Source organism: Thermus sp. (genome assembly GCF_040290245.1).
Lineage (GTDB): Bacteria > Deinococcota > Deinococci > Deinococcales > Thermaceae > Thermus_A.
Map to the genome: position 1 here is coordinate 1 of NZ_PSMQ01000044.1, position 14,834 is coordinate 14,834.

Below are 14,834 nucleotides of genomic sequence, written 5' to 3' on the forward strand. Positions count from 1 at the left end.
TTCCATGCTTGGGCGCAATGGCCATAGCTATGCGGTAACCGATTTTCAGCTGAGGCCTGATGGCTTCGAGCGCATAGTGGTGGCGTCCGCAAGCACCAGCGAGACCCGGGCAGGCCGGATCGCCGCGCGGCCTTTGGAGCTCGAGGCCTACCGCATGATGGCCCTAAGGGGTCTGCCCATAGCCCGCAGCCTGCTCAACATGTTGAACCTGGCGGAACGGGATCTGGCCCGCATCACCAGCGAGATCCAACGCTCGGCCCGCCCTGACCAGGAACTCCTCGAGGAGCCCACGGCCTTGGCTGCCCAGGTGGAGCACATCATCGCCGAGAACGGTTCCCGCTTTTCGGCCAGCAAGGCCTACCAAGGCATCGTGGAGGCTCGCCTTTTGGAGCTGCGCGAAAGCCCCATCCCGGCCACCCAGACCATCGGGGAATTCTTAAAGCGTCGTTTTGCCCCAGCCATGGCCACCATAGACGCCACAGCCCAGCGCCTGGCCGCCCTCTCCCAGCGCATTGAGCGGGCCGGCGGGCTTTTGCGCACCCGGGTGGATATCGCCTTGGAGGAGCAGAATCAACAACTCCTGGCCAGGCTCAACCGGGGTCAGGAAGTCCAACTTCAGCTTCAAAGCACGGTGGAAGGCCTCTCCGTGGCGGCCATCTCCTATTACGTGGTAGGGCTCCTCTACTACCTGGCCAAAGAGGCCGAGGTGGAAGGGGAGCGGCGGGGAGGTATGGGTGGAACGCGGACAGGCTAGGACCATGGATGCAGGCCTCAGCTCGCTTCGCTTCCTGGCACACCATACCCCTCAGGGGGTGGGGTATACCTACCGCTATAGCCCGGAGGGTCAGGGCTGGATTACCCATGGGCGTGAGCTGCACCTCTTGCCTCAGTACCGGCAGGAAGCCCTTCCCTTAAGGCCATCGGCCCTAAGCTGGCAGAGGAGGCGCACAGAAGCCACATGGAAGCCTTTGCCCCCTGCCCAGCCCTTTGAAGCCGGGCTGAAGCCCTGTCCGGAGGGGCCCTTTGAGCACCCTGGCGGCAGGGCTATTCGGTTCTTGACACAACGGTATAGTGAAGGCCATGGTGAAGCCCGACTGGTGGATCCGGGAGATGGCCAAGAAGGGGATGATTGAGCCCTTTGAGGAACGTCTGGTGGGAGAGGGGGTGGTGAGCTATGGGCTTTCCTCCTTCGGCTACGACCTCCGGGCGGCCCCCGAGTGGAAGATCTTCACCAACGTCTTCTCCACCGTGGTGGACCCCAAGCGCTTCGACCCCAAAAGCTTCGTGGAGTACGAGGGGAAGGAGGTCATCATCCCCCCGAACTCCTTTGCCCTCACGAGGAGCCTCGAGTACATTCGCATGCCGGAAAACGTCATCGGCATCGCCCTGGGCAAGAGCACCTACGCCCGGTGTGGCATCGTGGCCAACGTCACGCCCTTAGAGCCCGGCTGGGAAGGGCACGTCACCTTAGAGATCTCCAACACCACCCCTTTGCCCGCCAAGGTCTACGCGGGGGAGGGGATCGTCCAGATCGTCTTCCTGGAGGGCCCCCGGCCCGAGGTGACCTACAAGGACCGAAAGGGGAAGTACCAGGGCCAGCGGGGGGTTACCCTGCCCAAGGTATAAGGGGATGAGGCCCGAAGGCACCCGGTTTTACCTTCCCCCCGAGGCCAGGCTCCGCCAGGAGCTCTTGGAGCGCTTGAGGAGGCTCTTTTACACCTGGGGGTATGAGCCTGTGGAGCTTCCCGCCCTCGAGGCCCATGACCCCAATCACCCACTTTCACAAAAGGCTTTCAAACTTGTTGACCGAAACGGGGAGGTCATCGCCTTAAGGAGCGAGTTCACCTTTGCTCTGGCCCGGATGCTCCAGGCGGAGCCCCCGCCCTTTCTCCCGGTCCGCTACCAGTACGCAGGCACCCTCTGGCTTAGGGAGCGGGACCCGGAGCTCGGCCGAATGCGGGAGTACACCCAGGTGGGCTTGGAGTTCGTGGGGGCCTCGGGGCCGATGGCGGACGTGGAGGTGCTGGCCCTGGCCCTGGAGGCCCTCCGGGCGATTGGCCTAAAGGGTGTCCTGGAGGTGGGGCTGCCCGGAGTCGTGGGGGAGGTGCTTAAGGCCACGGGCCTGCCCAAGGAGGTCCAGACCCGGCTCCAGGCGGCCATCCACCGGAAGAACACCCCTGAGCTCCAAACCCTCCTCCGGGACCATCCCACCCCCTGGGCCAAGACTCTCCTGGCCCTGCCCGACCTTTACGGGGAGGAAGAGGCCCTCGAGGAAGCCTTGCGCCTCGAGCTTCCAGAGAAGGCCCGCGCCCAGCTCTTGGCGCTTAGGGAAACCCTGGAGCACCTTGGCGAGCCGGTTCTTCTGGACCTGGGCATGGCCCGGCGCTTCGACTACTACACGGGCCTCTTCTTCCGCGCCTACACCGAGGGATTCGGCCTTCCCCTTCTGGGCGGGGGACGGTACGACGGCGTCCTTCTGGAAAGGGCCGCGGGGTTCGCCCTGGGCCTCGAGCGGGTCCTGGAGGCCCTCCGGCCGGAAGGGACAGAGGCTCCCCCGGACGCTTTGGCCCTGGACCTCCCCACCCTAAGGAGCCTCCAGGCCCAGGGCCTCCGGGTGGAGCTGGCCTGGACGGAGGACCGGGAGACCCTTTTGGCCTATGCCCGGCGGCGGGGCATAAGGCTTATCGGGGAAAAGGGGGAGGTGAGGCCGTGCTGACCTTAGCCCTGCCCAAAGGGCGGATGTTCCAAGAGGCCTACCAGGCCCTAAGGAGGGCGGGCCTTCCCCTGCCTGAGGTGGAGGGGGAACGGGTCCTCCTCTTCCAAGGGGAGGTGACGCTTCTTGAACTCCGCAACAAGGACGTGCCCGTCTATGTGGACCTGGGCATCGCCGATGCTGGGGTGGTGGGGAAGGACATCCTTTTGGACACGGAGCGGGACCTTTACGAGCCCGTGGACCTGGGCTTCGGCGCCTGCCGCCTTTCCCTCATCCGCCACCCCTCCTCCACAAGCCCCATCCGGCGCATCGCCACCAAGTACCCCTTCTTCACCCAAAAGCTCCTCCGGGAGCGGGGCTGGGCGGCGGATGTGGTGGAGCTTTCTGGCAACATCGAGCTTGCCGCCCTCACCGGGCTGGCCGACGCGGTGGTGGACGTGGTCCAGACCGGGGCCACGCTAAAGGCGGCCGGACTGATCGAAGTGGAGGTCCTGGCCTACTCCACCGCCCGCTTTGTGGTGAACCGGCAGGCCCTAAAGCTCAAGCGGGCCCTCCTCAAACCCCTTATCCAGCGCCTGCGCGAGCTTTCCCGCTAAACTATGGCCGTGCCTGAGCGTACGCCCGAGCGCATGGCCCGGATCCGGGAGGTCCTGAGCCGGAGGCAGCCGGACCTCACAGTCCTTTTGGAAAACGTCCACAAGCCCCATAACCTCTCCGCCATCCTCAGGACCTGCGATGCGGTGGGCGTCCTGCGGGCCCATGCGGTCAACCCCACCGGTGGGGTGCCCACCTTCAACGAGACCAGCGGGGGCAGCCACAAGTGGGTGGAGCTCCAGGTCTATCCGGACATCCAAAGCGCCATCGCCCACCTTAAGGGCCAGGGCTTCCAGGTCCTGGCGGCCCACCTTTCAGAAGGAGCCTTGGACTTCCGGGAGGTGGACTACACCAAGCCCACCGCGGTCCTCCTCGGAGCGGAGAAATGGGGGGTTTCGGAGGAGGCGGCGGCGCTTTCCGATCTCCACATCAAGATCCCGATGATGGGCATGGTCCAGAGCCTGAACGTCTCCGTGGCGGCGGCGGTGATCCTGTTTGAGGCCCAGCGGCAAAGGATCCGGGCCGGTTTTTACGACGTTCCCAGGCTGGAAAAAGAGGCTCTCGAGGCCCTCTTTCAGGACTGGCTCAAACGGTGATTAGACGTAGGTCAGCCAGTGCTCGTACTCCGGGCGGCGGCCGGTTGCGGCCTCGAGGTAAGCCTGGCGGAGCTTGAGGGTGACCTCCCCCGCCACGCCCTTCCCAATGGGCCGCCAGTCCAGCATGGCCACCGGGGTCACCTCGGCGGCGGTGCCGGTGATGAAGACCTCGTCGGCCATATAGAGCTGGTCCCGGGTGGCCCGGACCTCCCGGACCTCATAGCCCAGGTCGCGGGCGATCCGGATCACCGAGTCCCGGGTGATGCCCTCGAGGTTGACCGAGTGCTCGAGGGCGTAGATAACCCCGCCCCGGACGAAGAATAGGTTTTCCCCACTCCCCTCGGCCACAAACCCCTCCTCGTCCAGGAGGAGGGCCTCATCCGCCCCCGCGCTCACCGCCTCCATCTTGGCCAAGGCGGAGTTCACGTAGTTGCCTCCGATCTTGGCCTTACCCGGGAGGACATTCGCGGGAAACCGGGCCCAGGAGCTGGTCACAAGCCTCGCCCCCTTCCGCACGGCCTCTTCTCCCAGGTAGGCCCCCCACTCCCAGGCGGCCACCATGACCTCGGCGGGGTTGTTGGGCAAGGGGTTGACGCCGAGCGTCTTCGCCCCCATCCAGGCCAGAGGCCGAATGTAGCAGCTTTTATAGCCGTTTTCCCGAACCACCCTCCGGATGGCCTCCGCGACCTCTTCTTTGGAAAAGGGGATCTCCATGCGCAGGACCTTGGCGGAGTTAAAGAGGCGGTCCACATGCTCCTTTAGTCGGAAGATGGCCGCCCCCTTGGCGGTCTCATAGGCCCGGATGCCCTCAAAAACGCTGGTCCCGTAGTGAAGGGCATGGGAGAGGACGCTGATTTTGGCCTCCTCCTGGGGAACCATCTCCCCGTTGAACCAGATCAGGCCTGCCTTGATGCGGACATCCCCGCCTTTGGCTTGGGTTTCTGTGGCCATGGGCACCTCCTCGCCTCATCATAACGGAAAAAATGGAGGAAGCGCTTTTGCGTTACTGGTACCGCTCCTCTGGGGGCAGGCCCCGAAGCCCCCTATGCACCTCCCCCACAAGGAAAAGGCTTCCGGTCACCACCACCCTTGGCGCAAGGGTCCGCGCCCGCTCTATGGCCCGGAAGGGGTCCTCCTCCACCAAGGCCCCGGGGAAAAGGGGAAGGAGCTCCGAAGGCGGCATGGACCGGCTCGAGGCGTACCGGGTGAGCACCACGGGGCCGAGGCCCCGGAGGGCCTCGGCCATTTTCCGGTGGTCCTTCTCCCGGCTGAAGGCGAGGACAAAGGCGACAGGCAAAAGGCCGTGGTCCAAAAGGGCCCGCCGTAGGGCAAAAGCCCCTTCTGGGTTGTGGGCCCCGTCCAGGATGAGGTCGCCCAGACGCTCCAGCCGGCCCGGGTTTTCGACCTTGGCCAGGCCCCGTTCCACGCTCGCCCAGGAGGCCCCAAGGAGCCGGGCGGCCGCGGCGGCGAGGGCAAGGTTCTCCGCCTGGTGACGGCCAAGGAGGGGGGAAAAAAGCCGCTTTTTTCCCCCAAAAACCAGGGTAAAGGCCACCCCTTCCTGAAGGGGTTCCACCTCTTCCAGGCCTATCCCCTCCCCAAGCACATAAAGGGGGGCCTGGAGGCGGTCTGCTTCTTCCTTCAACACCTCCAAAGCCTCCCCCTTAGCCCCCGTAAGGGCCGGGCGGTGGGGCCGGAGGATCCCCGCCTTTTCCCGGGCTACGTCCCGCAGGGTCGGGCCCAGGACCTCGAGGTGGTCGTGGCCTACATTGGTGACCATGGAAAGCTGGGGATCTAGGGCGTTTGTGGCGTCCAGCCTTCCCCCTAAGCCCACCTCGAGGACCGCGAACTCCACGCCCTGACGGGCAAAGTGGAGAAAGGCCAAGGCGGTGGTGATTTCAAAAAAGCTTGCCCCCACGGCCTCCGCATGGGGGCGGAGCTCTGCAAGGAGGGCCTTTAGGAGGGCGTCCGGGATCTCCTGGCCATCCACCACCACCCGCTCGTGGAACCGGAGTAGGTGGGGGCTGGTGTAAAGCCCCACCCTCAGACCCTCCTCCCGCAGGATGGCAAAAAGGGCCCGGGCCACACTCCCCTTGCCGTTCGTTCCCCCCACCAGGGCGGCGGGAAAGGCCTCTTCCGGATGGCCGAGCCGGGAGAGGAGGGCTCCCATCCGCTCAAGCCCCGGGGTGAAAAGGGACTGCCTTGCGTAGAGCCAGTCCAGCATCTAGCCCCGAAGCGACCGGCGGCACTCCGGGCAAAGGCCCCGGTAGGTGACCTCCACGGACCGGACCTCCAGATCCGGATGGGCGAGGCGAAGGGGGGTGAGGAGGTCGGGAAGCCCCACCTCGAGGTCCACAAGGGCCCCGCACCCCTCGCAGACCAGGTGCAGGTGGGGGTGGGTGTTGGCGTCATACCGGGTGGCCTCCCCCGCCCGGGTGATGGGGATGAGATGCCCCTCTTCCACCAGGGCCTCGAGGTTCCGGTAAACCGTCCCCAGGCTGATCCGGGGAATCCGCTTGCGCACCTCCTGGTAGATCCAGGCGGCGTCCGGGTGGTTCTTGGCCTCCCGGACCACCTCGAGGACGGCCTTCCGCTGCCTAGTCAGCCTCCGCACGGGTCTCACTATACCACAACCCCCCTGTAAACCCAAGTACTCCGCTCAAGTTTCAAAGGTGGGGTTGCAGAAACGCCCTCCCGCCCTGAACCAGCACATCCTGGGCCAGCTCCTGCCCGAGCTCCTCCGCCTCGGCGGGCTCGCCCTCGATCTCCGCGCGGATGTAGCTCTTTCCGTCCTCGGTAAGGAGGATGCCTTGGAGGTGGAGGGTCCCGTCCTCCAGCACCTGGGCCAAGGCCCCCACAGGGGCCAGGCAGCCTGCCCCCAGGCCCTTTAAAAAGGCCCGCTCCGCCTGGACGCGGGCAAAGGAAAGGGGGTCGTGGAGGGAGTAGGCCAGCTCCTCCGCCAGGTCGTCGCCCAGCCGGACCTCCAGGGCCAGGGCCCCCTGGCCCGGGGCGGGAAGCATGACCCCGGGGTCCAGGAGCTGGTCTATGCGGTTCCTAAGCTCGAGGCGGATCAGGCCCGCCGCCGCGAGGATGATGGCGTCAAACTCCCCGCCGCCCAGAGCGGAAAGCCGCGTGTCCACGTTGCCCCTGAGCTCCCTCACCACAAGGTCGGGCCGGTAAGCGAGAAGCTGGGCTTTCCGCCTTATGGAGCTCGTTCCCACCACCGCCCCCTCCGGAAGGTCCTCCAGCCGCTTGGCCGTGCGACCCAGAAAGGCATCCCTGGGGTCCACCCGCTTGGGCACGGAGGCCAGCTTAAGGCCCTTGGGAAGGACCGTGGGGAGGTCCTTTAAGGAGTGGACGGCGATGTCGATCTCCCTTCGCAAGAGGGCCTCCTCGAGCTCCTTGACGAAGATGTTCTGCTCCTTGGGGGAGGCCCCCTCGTCCCCCCGGGTCTTGATGGTCTTGATCTTGAACTCGGTCTCGGGCCAGTTCTCCTTGAGCCGCTCCACCACGAAGCGGGTCTGGGTGAGCGCCAGGGTGCTCCCCCGGGTCCCCACGACGATGACGCGCATGCCCCCTATTATACTTGGCGTAAGATGTGGGAGGAAGCCTTCCAAGCCATCCGAAAGGCCCCGGACCTCGAGGCCTTGAAACAGCTCAAAGCCCGCTACCTGGGCAAAAAGGGCCTCCTCACCGAGGAGATGAAGCGGTTAAAGGAGCTGCCCCTAGAGGAGAGAAAGGCCAAGGGCCAGGCCTTGAACGAGGTCAAGGCGGCCCTGGAAAGGGCGATTTCCGAACGGGAGGCGGAGCTCGAGGCTTTAGCGCTGCAAGAGGCGCTGGAAAAGGAGCGTCTGGACCCCTCCCTTCCCGGCTACCCCTTTCCCAAGGGAGGGCTCCACCCCGTGACCCTGATCGAGCGGGAGCTGGTGGAGATCTTCCGCGCTTTGGGCTATCAGGCCGTGGAGGGGCCGGAGGTGGAGAGCGAGTTTTTCAACTTTGATGCCCTGAATATCCCCGAGCACCACCCCGCCCGGGACATGTGGGACACCTTTTGGCTCGAGGGGAGTTTCACCCTCAAAGGCCCCCTGGGGGAGGCGCACCCCGGCCGCCTCCTTCTCAGGACCCACACCTCCCCCATGCAGGTGCGGTACATGGTGGCCCACACCCCGCCGTTCCGCATTCTGGTCCCGGGCCGGGTCTACCGGTACGAGCAGACGGACGCCACCCACGAGGCGGTCTTCCACCAGCTCGAGGGCCTGGTGGTGGGGGAAGACATCCGTATGGCCGACCTTAAGGGGGCGATTTTAGAGCTCGCCTACGCCCTTTTTGGCCCCGAGTCCCGGGTGCGCTTCCAGCCCATCTACTTCCCCTTCGTGGAACCGGGGGCCCAGTTCGCCCTGTGGTGGCCGGAAAAGGGCCGCTGGCTCGAGCTCGGGGGAGCGGGAATGGTCCACCCCCGGGTCTTCCAGGCGGTGGATGCCTACCGGGAGGCCCTGGGCCTAAAGCCCGCCTACCGCGAGGCCACCGGCTTCGCCTTCGGGCTCGGGGTGGAGCGGCTGGCCATGCTCCGGTACGGGATTCCGGACATCCGATACTTCTTCCAAAACCGGCTCGCCTTCCTAAAGCAGTTCAAAGGGGTGTAAGATGCGCGTACCCTTCTCCTGGCTCCGAACCTACCTGCCCGAAGCCCCTCTGCCCGAGCGGCTGGAGGAGCTTCTGGCCCAGCTTGGCTTTGAGGTGGAGGCCATCGAGACCCAACCCGCCCCGCCCCAAGGGGTGGTCTTCGCCCGGGTCCTCGAGGCTTTTCCCATCCCCGGGACCCAGCTTAAGCGGCTAATCCTGGACATCGGCCAGACGGTGGAGGTGGTCTCGGGGGCGCCCAACGCCCAAGGGGGCATGGGGGTGGCTTTGGCCCTGCCGGGCACCGAGCTCTTTGGGGCCCGGATCACAGAAAGGCGCATCCAAGGGGTGGTCTCCCACGGAATGGCCCTTTCCCCCAAGGAGCTTGGGGTGGGGGAGTACGGCGGGGGGCTTCTGGAACTCCCCCAAAACGCCCTCCCCCCTGGGACCCCACTTGCGGAAGCCTGGCCGGAGGAAACGGTCCTCGTGGTAGAGGTCACCCCCAACCGGCCGGATGCCCTGGGGGTGTATGGCCTGGCCCGGGACCTGAGCGCTTTGGGCCTCGCCCTCCTCCCTCCCGAGACCCAGTTTCTGGGGGAAAAGACCCCCTTGCCCTTCCGGGCTGAGGTGGAGGACGAGGAGGGGGCTCCCCACTTCACCCTCTCCTACGCCTGGGGCATCCGGGTGGCCCCAAGCCCCCTTTGGCTTCAGCGCTGGCTTTTCGCCGCGGGAATGCGGCCCATCAACAACGTGGTGGACATCACCAACTTCGCGATGCTAGAGCTTTCCCAGCCCATGCACGCCTTCGACCGCCGCCAGGTTGGAGAGGGGCTTAAGGTGCGGCGGGCCCGGCCAGGGGAACGGCTGGTCACCTTAGACGGGGTGGAGCGGGTCCTCCAGGAGGAGGACCTCCTCATCACCGCCCTTTTGGGGGAGGATTCCATCCCCGTTGGGCTTGCGGGGATCATGGGGGGAAAACAGAGCGAGGTCCAGGAAGACACGGAAGCGATCGCCCTCGAGGTGGCCTACTTTAACCCCGTACGCATCCGAAAGACCTCGAGGCGGCTGGGCCTGCGCACGGAGGCGAGCCACCGGTTCGAGCGGGGGGTGGACCCCCTGGGCCAGGCCTTCGCCCAGAGGCGGGCCCTCCACCTCCTGGAGAAGGTGGCCCAGGCCAAGGTGGCTCAGGCGTTTATCGACCTGGGCCAGCCAACCCCCCCCACCCCCATCCGGTTCAGGCCGGAGTATACCAACCGACTCCTGGGAACGAACTACCCCGAGACCACCCAGCTGGAGGTTCTTAGAAGGCTCTTCTGCACCGTGGAAGGCAGCGGCCCCTACTGGGTCACCCCTCCCAGCTTCCGGGTGGACCTCAAAGGAGAGGAGGACCTGGTGGAGGAGGTGGCCCGCGTCCAAGGGTACGAGTCCATCCCCACCACTTTGCCCGCCTTCTTCCCCGCTTTGGACAACCGGAAGGTGGAGGAGGTCTACCGGAAGAAACAGGCCCTCAAAACCCTGCTTTCTGGCCTCGGCTTCCAGGAGGTCATGCCCTACCCCTTCACCTCGGAGGAGGAGGCCCGGCTTTTCCGCATCCCCTTGCCCACCTTAAGGCTTACAAACCCGCAGGCTCCGGAAAAAAGCGCCATGCGAACCCTCCTCTTTCCGGGGCTCGTGCGCACGGTGGAGAACATGCTCAAGAACCAGGAGGCGGAGCGGGCCCTCCTCTTTGAGGTGGGCCGGGTCTTCCAAGAGGAGGAAAGGACGCATGTGGCGGGGCTCCTTTTGGACGGGGCCGCGGGGGGATCCTGGTTTAAGGAGGAGGTGGGTGGGTACTACGCCCTAAAGGGGCTTTTGGAAACGGCTCTGGACCGATTGGGCCTCGAGGCCGCCGTTTTGCCCAAGCCCTTTCCCTGGCTCCACCCGGGGGCTTCCGGGGAGGTCTGGATCGGGGGCAGGCCCTTCGGCTTCATCGGCCAGGTCCATCCGGAGGTCGTGCGGGCCTTGGAGCTTCCTCCCCTTTACGCCTTTGAGCTCCTCTGGCCCTTCCCAGAGGCCAGGGTCCTCTTCCAGGACCCTCCTCGCTTCCCCAAGGCCATGCGGGACCTGGCGGTGGTCGTCCCCCAAGAGGTGGCGTACCACGAGGTGGAAGCCCTTCTTAAGAAGACGGGGGGGAGGCTTTTGGAGGCGCTGGAGCTCTTTGACCTCTACCAGGGAGCACCCCTTCAGGAAGGGGAAAAGAGCCTGGCCTTCCATCTCGCCTTCCGCCACCCGCAAAGGACGCTAAAGGACGAGGAGGTGGATGAGGCGATGGAGGCAATCTTGGAGGCCATCCGGGCCAAGGGGTGGCGGATCCGGGGGTAGGCGTGCTGACCTGGGTAGACCTTCTCGCCCTCTTTGCCCTGGCCTTGGGGCTCGCTTTAGGGGTACGGCTCGGCTCTGCCTTCGGTCTGGCGGCGGTTGTGGGCGTACTCCTTTACCTCCTTGCCCCGAAAGGGGCCTGGCTCGGCCTCGGCCTCGGTTTCCTACTGGGGCTCGGCCTGAAAGCCCTTCCTCCCTTACCCAAACCCCTCGAGGCCCTGGCGGGGGGCCTGGGGGGTGGGGTTTTGGGGCTTTTCCTGGCCCTTGCCCTTTGGACGGGGTTTCCCGCGGAATGGGCCCCTTCTGCGGGCACCCTCCGCTACCCCTCGGCCCGGCTCCCCACCCCGCTCTACCAAGCCCTCCGGCAAAGCCCCTTTGCCCCTGGCCTCTTCCAGTGGATGAACCAGACCCCTCTGCTCAGGCGGGTCTTTTTGAACCTCAGATAGAAAGGACCCGGGCCAGGTCCAAAAGGGCACGGTTAATGTCCTTCTTCCGCTCCACCGCGTCCTTGAGGGGGGTGAGCTCCACCTCGCCCTCCACCTCCCCCACCATCACCCCGCTGGTACCCCCGGAAAGCGCCTCCACCGCCATGGCCCCCAGGCGGCTCGCCAGGATGCGGTCCTTGGCCGTGGGGCTTCCTCCCCGCTGGATATGGCCCAAAACGGTCACCCGGGCCTCCACCTCCGCATACGAGCGGATGGCCCTCAAAAGCCCTTCCGCTCCCCCAGGGTAGGCCCCCTCCGCCACCACAACGATGGAGCTGGTCTTCCCCCGGCGCTGGGACTCCAAAAGCCCCTCGGCCACGCTTTTAGGGTCCACAGGGACCTCCGGGACCGCGATGACCTCCGCCCCCCCCGCCAGGCCCACGTCCAGGGCGATGAACCCTGCGTTCCGGCCCATGACCTCGATCAGGAAGACCCGTTCGTGGCTTGCCGCCGTGTCCCGAATACGGTCGATGGCCTCCAGGGCGGTGTTCACCGCAGTGTCAAACCCGATGGTGTAGTCGGTGCCGTAAAGGTCGTTGTCGATCGTCCCCGGAACCCCCACCACCGGTATGCGGAACTCCTCGATCAGGCGCATGGCCCCCCGGAAGGTTCCGTCCCCCCCGATGGCCACCAGGCCCTCTATCCCCGCCTCAGTCAGCTTTTGGTAGGCCTTCTCCCGTCCCTCCTGGGTCATGAAAGCCTGGCTGCGGGCGGTGAGGAGGACCGTTCCCCCCCTTTGCAGGATGTTCGCCACGTCCCGGGGGCCGAGGGGAAGAAACTCCCCCTGGATCAGCCCCGCATACCCCCTGCGGACGCCGATGACCTCGAGGCCAAGCATGGCCGCCTGACGCACCACGGCCCGGATGGCCGCATTCATTCCGGGGGCATCCCCCCCGGAGGTCAAAACCCCGATCCGCTTCATTCCTCCTCCAGTGAAAGGCGATAGGCTTCGTTCCGACCCACCCCCGCCCGGATGAGCGCCTCCCTCAAGCCCCTCCCCTTAAGCCCCTGGGCCCTTAAGGTCTGGGCCAGGGCCACAGGGTCCTGCGCCCTCTCCAGGGGAGGAAGGACCAAGACGAACTCCCCCCGTGGGGTTTGGAAGTGGTCCAAAGCCTCTTCCAGACTTCCCCGGAAGACCTCCTCGTGAAGCTTGGTGAGCTCCCGGACCACCGCCACCTTGTGCCCAGGGCCATAGAGGTCGGCGAGCTCTTTCAGGGTCCTCCTAAGCCGGTGGGGGGACTCGTACAAGACCGCGGTCCTCCCCTCGTTCCTCAAGCGCTCCATCCGCTCCCTCCGCTCCTTTCCCCCTTTGGGCAGAAAGCCCTCAAAGGTAAAGCGATGGGTGGGAAAGCCCGAAAGGATAAGGGCGGGCAGAAAGGCGGTGGGTCCAGGAAGCGCTTCCACATGCCACCCCCATTCTAAAGCCATCCGGACGAGTTCCGCCCCGGGGTCGGAAATCCCTGGGGTTCCCGCGTCCGTGGCGTAGGCCACGTGGGCGTAGGGGGCGAGGACCTCCTTTGCCCGGTGAAGGGTGTGCTGGTCCAGCCGGACGAGGGGCTTCTGGATGCCGTAATGGTGGAGCAAAAACCCCGTACGCCGGGTGTCCTCACAGGCCACCGCCTCAACTTCCCGGAAGGTTTCCAAGGCCCTCAGGGTAATATCCTTGAGATTTCCGATGGGGGTGGGGACGAGGACGATGCGCATGCCTAGCGCCTGAGGAAGGGCCTCAGGTAGGCCAAGGCCTTTCGAAAGGGAAACTCATATACGGAGCCCGAGGGAAGGGTGAACTCCAAAAGGTCCGGGGCCCCGAGGAACTGGATGCGGCGAAGGAGGAGGACCCCCTCCTCCGCGGCCACCTCGGCGCTGACGAGGCGATCCACCCGCACCGACTCCTCTTCTTCGCCAAAGACGAGGAGCAGGTCCTCCCCCTCGCCAAAAGCAGAAAGCCCTTCCAGGGACTCAAACCCCCCTTCGGGTAGGGCTTGCACCTCGGAGGAGAGTGCCGCCTTCAGCGTGGCCCCGCAGGCCTCGCAGTCCAGAACCTCCCCAGGCCGGACGGCCTCGAACTCGAGGACCTCCCCACACACGGGACAGACCATTCCCCTCTCCCCTCAGCCGGGATACCGGTCAATGCAGGCCTTGACCTCCTCCAGGGCGGCCGCCTTGTCCTTAAACCCGGTGACCTTGACCCACTTCCCCTTCTTGGCCTCGAGGGCCTTGTACGTTTCAAAAAAGTTCTGAATCTCCTGCTTGACCCCCTCGGGCACATCCCGGATGTCCTGGATATGATCCAGGCGTTGGTCCTCGTGGACCACCCCGATGACCTTGGCGTCTCCGCCCTTCTCGTCCTCCATGAGGAGGAGGCCCACCACCCGCACCTCTACCACGGCCCCCGGCAAAAGGGGATAGGTCGAGAGGATGATGCCGTCCAAGGGGTCGCCGTCCTCCGCCAAGGTGGAGGGGATAAACCCGTAATCCCCTGGGTAGAACTGCGCTCCCGGAAGGACCCGGTCCAACTTAATGACCCCAAGCTCGGGATCGTACTCGTACTTGTTCCCCGAGCCCTTGGGCACCTCGATGACCATGTGCACCACCTGGGGGGCCTTTGTTCCAACGGGAAGCTTCTTCAGGTTCGCCATACCGCCCCCATTATAAAAACCCCGCCAAGTCGGTGATGACCGCGTCCACACCCCAGTCGGCCATCTGTTTGATCCACACGGGGTCGTTCACCGTCCAGACCGCCAGCTTATGCGTTCGCTTGAGGGCCCTTGCCTTTTCCTCCGTCAGGAGGCCTGCTTGGGGGTGAACCCAGTCCACCCCCAGGCAGGGCAGAAGGTCAAACCCCTCCTTGGCCTCCAGCAAAAACCCAAGGGAAATCCTGGGGTTCAAACGCCTCAGCCGTAGAAGAGCGAAAGGGTCAAAGGAACTGACCCAGATTCTGTCCAGGGAAAATCGGGAAAGGAGCTCCACCAAAACCGCTTCCCGGCCATCCGAGGGGGGGATGCTCTTAAGCTCGATGTTGACGTAAGCCCCTTCCAACGCCCCCAGAACCTCCTCGAGGCGGGGGATATGGGGAGGGAGTTCCCAGGAGGCCCAGGCGGAAAAGGGACGGTCCTCCAGTACAAAGTCGTGGTGGACCACGAGGACCTTATCCCTGGTCATCTGGACGTCCAGCTCCACTCCGTCCATGCCCTTTTCCAGAGCCAAAAGGAGGGATCCTAAGGTGTTTTCCCGCGCCAGCCGGGGAGCGCCCCGGTGGCCGAGGAGAAGCGGCATGCCTCAGTGTACAATAAGCCCATGGACTATGAAGACAGGCTTCGCGCCCTAAGGGAGGCGGTCCTGGCTGAACTCAAGGGGCCGGGCGGCCTTTTGGCGGTAACCGAGAAGGATCTGGTTTTCCTAGACCATTCCGGCGTCCAACGGCTCCCCCTGGCTTCTATCAAGCGGATCACCCGGGGGGAGGGGGGGGTA

At 65.2% G+C, this 14,834-nt stretch carries 17 protein-coding genes; 8 read left to right on the plus strand and 9 right to left on the minus strand.

The features are described 5' to 3' along the window. Window positions 1-4: 4 nt before the first annotated feature. The 5 genes from C4301_RS07000 (at window position 5) to trmH (ending at window position 3,903) form a co-directional block, all read left to right on the plus strand. Entirely contained in the window at window positions 5-754 is a 750-nt protein-coding gene (locus C4301_RS07000; RefSeq protein WP_352414399.1) for a DUF3422 family protein, read from the plus strand. Window positions 755-1,080: 326 nt separating this feature from the next. Further along, window positions 1,081-1,626 carry a dCTP deaminase gene (gene dcd / locus C4301_RS07005; RefSeq protein ID WP_352414384.1) on the plus strand — a complete coding sequence of 182 codons (546 nt, stop codon included), beginning with the start codon at window positions 1,081-1,083 and terminating at the stop codon, window positions 1,624-1,626. Between the two features lie 4 nt (window positions 1,627-1,630). After that, a complete protein-coding gene (locus C4301_RS07010) occupies window positions 1,631-2,716 on the plus strand; it encodes an ATP phosphoribosyltransferase regulatory subunit (RefSeq protein WP_352414385.1) in 1,086 nt (361 codons plus the stop codon). 23 nt (window positions 2,717-2,739) lie between these two features. Then, the gene (gene hisG, locus C4301_RS07015) at window positions 2,740-3,309 is read left to right on the plus strand and encodes an ATP phosphoribosyltransferase (protein WP_352414400.1); all 570 of its coding nucleotides are present in this window, start codon (window positions 2,740-2,742) and stop codon (window positions 3,307-3,309) included. A 3-nt stretch (window positions 3,310-3,312) separates the two neighbouring features. After that, window positions 3,313-3,903: a tRNA (guanosine(18)-2'-O)-methyltransferase TrmH gene (gene trmH / locus C4301_RS07020; protein WP_352414386.1), complete on the plus strand. Its 591-nt coding sequence runs from the start codon at window positions 3,313-3,315 to the stop codon at window positions 3,901-3,903. On the opposite strand, the gene C4301_RS07025 is transcribed toward trmH, so the two are convergent. From C4301_RS07025 to hemC, 4 genes are read right to left on the minus strand one after another with little or no spacing between them, the layout of a single operon-like run. After that, window positions 3,904-4,854, minus strand: coding sequence for a branched-chain amino acid transaminase (locus tag C4301_RS07025; protein ID WP_352414387.1), 951 nt, complete (start codon window positions 4,852-4,854; stop codon window positions 3,904-3,906). It abuts the gene before it with no gap. A gap of 52 nt (window positions 4,855-4,906) precedes the next feature. Further along, entirely contained in the window at window positions 4,907-6,124 is a 1,218-nt protein-coding gene (locus C4301_RS07030; protein ID WP_352414388.1) for a bifunctional folylpolyglutamate synthase/dihydrofolate synthase, read from the minus strand. Beyond that, window positions 6,125-6,514 carry a manganese-dependent transcriptional regulator PerR gene (gene perR / locus C4301_RS07035; RefSeq protein WP_352414389.1) on the minus strand — a complete coding sequence of 130 codons (390 nt, stop codon included), beginning with the start codon at window positions 6,512-6,514 and terminating at the stop codon, window positions 6,125-6,127. Window positions 6,515-6,566: 52 nt separating this feature from the next. Further along, window positions 6,567-7,472, minus strand: coding sequence for a hydroxymethylbilane synthase (gene hemC / locus C4301_RS07040; RefSeq protein ID WP_352414390.1), 906 nt, complete (start codon window positions 7,470-7,472; stop codon window positions 6,567-6,569). 24 nt (window positions 7,473-7,496) lie between these two features. On the opposite strand from hemC, the gene pheS reads away from it, so the two are divergent. The 3 genes from pheS to C4301_RS07055 are packed head-to-tail and all read left to right on the plus strand — an operon-like array spanning window position 7,497 to window position 11,324. After that, window positions 7,497-8,543 carry a phenylalanine--tRNA ligase subunit alpha gene (pheS, locus tag C4301_RS07045; protein WP_352414391.1) on the plus strand — a complete coding sequence of 349 codons (1,047 nt, stop codon included), beginning with the start codon at window positions 7,497-7,499 and terminating at the stop codon, window positions 8,541-8,543. 1 nt (window position 8,544) lies between these two features. After that, window positions 8,545-10,881 (plus strand): phenylalanine--tRNA ligase subunit beta, encoded by a 2,337-nt coding sequence (gene pheT, locus C4301_RS07050; protein WP_352414392.1) that lies wholly within the window; start codon window positions 8,545-8,547, stop codon window positions 10,879-10,881. Between the two features lie 2 nt (window positions 10,882-10,883). Further along, on the plus strand, window positions 10,884-11,324 hold the full coding sequence (locus C4301_RS07055; protein ID WP_352414393.1) for a hypothetical protein: 441 nt from the start codon (window positions 10,884-10,886) through the stop codon (window positions 11,322-11,324). Here C4301_RS07055 and pfkA read toward each other — a convergent pair. Genes pfkA through C4301_RS07080 form a run of 5 tightly spaced genes read right to left on the minus strand, consistent with a single transcriptional unit; the run spans window position 11,317 to window position 14,639 of the window. Beyond that, the gene (gene pfkA, locus C4301_RS07060; protein ID WP_352414394.1) at window positions 11,317-12,285 is read right to left on the minus strand and encodes a 6-phosphofructokinase; all 969 of its coding nucleotides are present in this window, start codon (window positions 12,283-12,285) and stop codon (window positions 11,317-11,319) included. The two genes, C4301_RS07055 and pfkA, sit on opposite strands and share 8 nt — an antisense overlap. Further along, window positions 12,282-13,067, minus strand: coding sequence for a 16S rRNA (cytidine(1402)-2'-O)-methyltransferase (gene rsmI, locus C4301_RS07065; protein ID WP_352414395.1), 786 nt, complete (start codon window positions 13,065-13,067; stop codon window positions 12,282-12,284). The genes pfkA and rsmI overlap by 4 nt, the downstream gene beginning before the upstream one ends. A gap of 2 nt (window positions 13,068-13,069) precedes the next feature. Then, window positions 13,070-13,462 carry a TFIIB-type zinc ribbon-containing protein gene (locus C4301_RS07070; protein ID WP_352414396.1) on the minus strand — a complete coding sequence of 131 codons (393 nt, stop codon included), beginning with the start codon at window positions 13,460-13,462 and terminating at the stop codon, window positions 13,070-13,072. A gap of 12 nt (window positions 13,463-13,474) precedes the next feature. After that, entirely contained in the window at window positions 13,475-14,002 is a 528-nt protein-coding gene (locus C4301_RS07075) for an inorganic diphosphatase (RefSeq protein ID WP_352414397.1), read from the minus strand. Between the two features lie 10 nt (window positions 14,003-14,012). Continuing rightward, window positions 14,013-14,639, minus strand: a complete 627-nt coding sequence (locus C4301_RS07080; RefSeq protein WP_352414398.1) for a glycerophosphodiester phosphodiesterase — start codon at window positions 14,637-14,639, stop codon at window positions 14,013-14,015. Between the last annotated feature and the right edge of the window lie 195 nt (window positions 14,640-14,834).

Bases quoted from the DNA above. Each gene is read 5' to 3' on its own strand.
- C4301_RS07000 (WP_352414399.1), top strand. From the start codon at position 5: ATGCTTGGGCGCAATGGCCATAGCTATGCGGTAACCGATTTTCAGCTG.
- dcd (WP_352414384.1), top strand. From the start codon at position 1,081: ATGGTGAAGCCCGACTGGTGGATCCGGGAGATGGCCAAGAAGGGGATG.
- C4301_RS07010 (WP_352414385.1), top strand. From the start codon at position 1,631: ATGAGGCCCGAAGGCACCCGGTTTTACCTTCCCCCCGAGGCCAGGCTC.
- hisG (WP_352414400.1), top strand. From the start codon at position 2,740: ATGTTCCAAGAGGCCTACCAGGCCCTAAGGAGGGCGGGCCTTCCCCTG.
- trmH (WP_352414386.1), top strand. From the start codon at position 3,313: ATGGCCGTGCCTGAGCGTACGCCCGAGCGCATGGCCCGGATCCGGGAG.
- C4301_RS07025 (WP_352414387.1), bottom strand. From the start codon at position 4,854: ATGGCCACAGAAACCCAAGCCAAAGGCGGGGATGTCCGCATCAAGGCA.
- C4301_RS07030 (WP_352414388.1), bottom strand. From the start codon at position 6,124: ATGCTGGACTGGCTCTACGCAAGGCAGTCCCTTTTCACCCCGGGGCTT.
- hemC (WP_352414390.1), bottom strand. From the start codon at position 7,472: ATGCGCGTCATCGTCGTGGGGACCCGGGGGAGCACCCTGGCGCTCACC.
- pheS (WP_352414391.1), top strand. From the start codon at position 7,497: ATGTGGGAGGAAGCCTTCCAAGCCATCCGAAAGGCCCCGGACCTCGAG.
- pheT (WP_352414392.1), top strand. From the start codon at position 8,545: ATGCGCGTACCCTTCTCCTGGCTCCGAACCTACCTGCCCGAAGCCCCT.
- pfkA (WP_352414394.1), bottom strand. From the start codon at position 12,285: ATGAAGCGGATCGGGGTTTTGACCTCCGGGGGGGATGCCCCCGGAATG.
- rsmI (WP_352414395.1), bottom strand. From the start codon at position 13,067: ATGCGCATCGTCCTCGTCCCCACCCCCATCGGAAATCTCAAGGATATT.
- C4301_RS07070 (WP_352414396.1), bottom strand. From the start codon at position 13,462: ATGGTCTGTCCCGTGTGTGGGGAGGTCCTCGAGTTCGAGGCCGTCCGG.
- C4301_RS07075 (WP_352414397.1), bottom strand. From the start codon at position 14,002: ATGGCGAACCTGAAGAAGCTTCCCGTTGGAACAAAGGCCCCCCAGGTG.
- C4301_RS07080 (WP_352414398.1), bottom strand. From the start codon at position 14,639: ATGCCGCTTCTCCTCGGCCACCGGGGCGCTCCCCGGCTGGCGCGGGAA.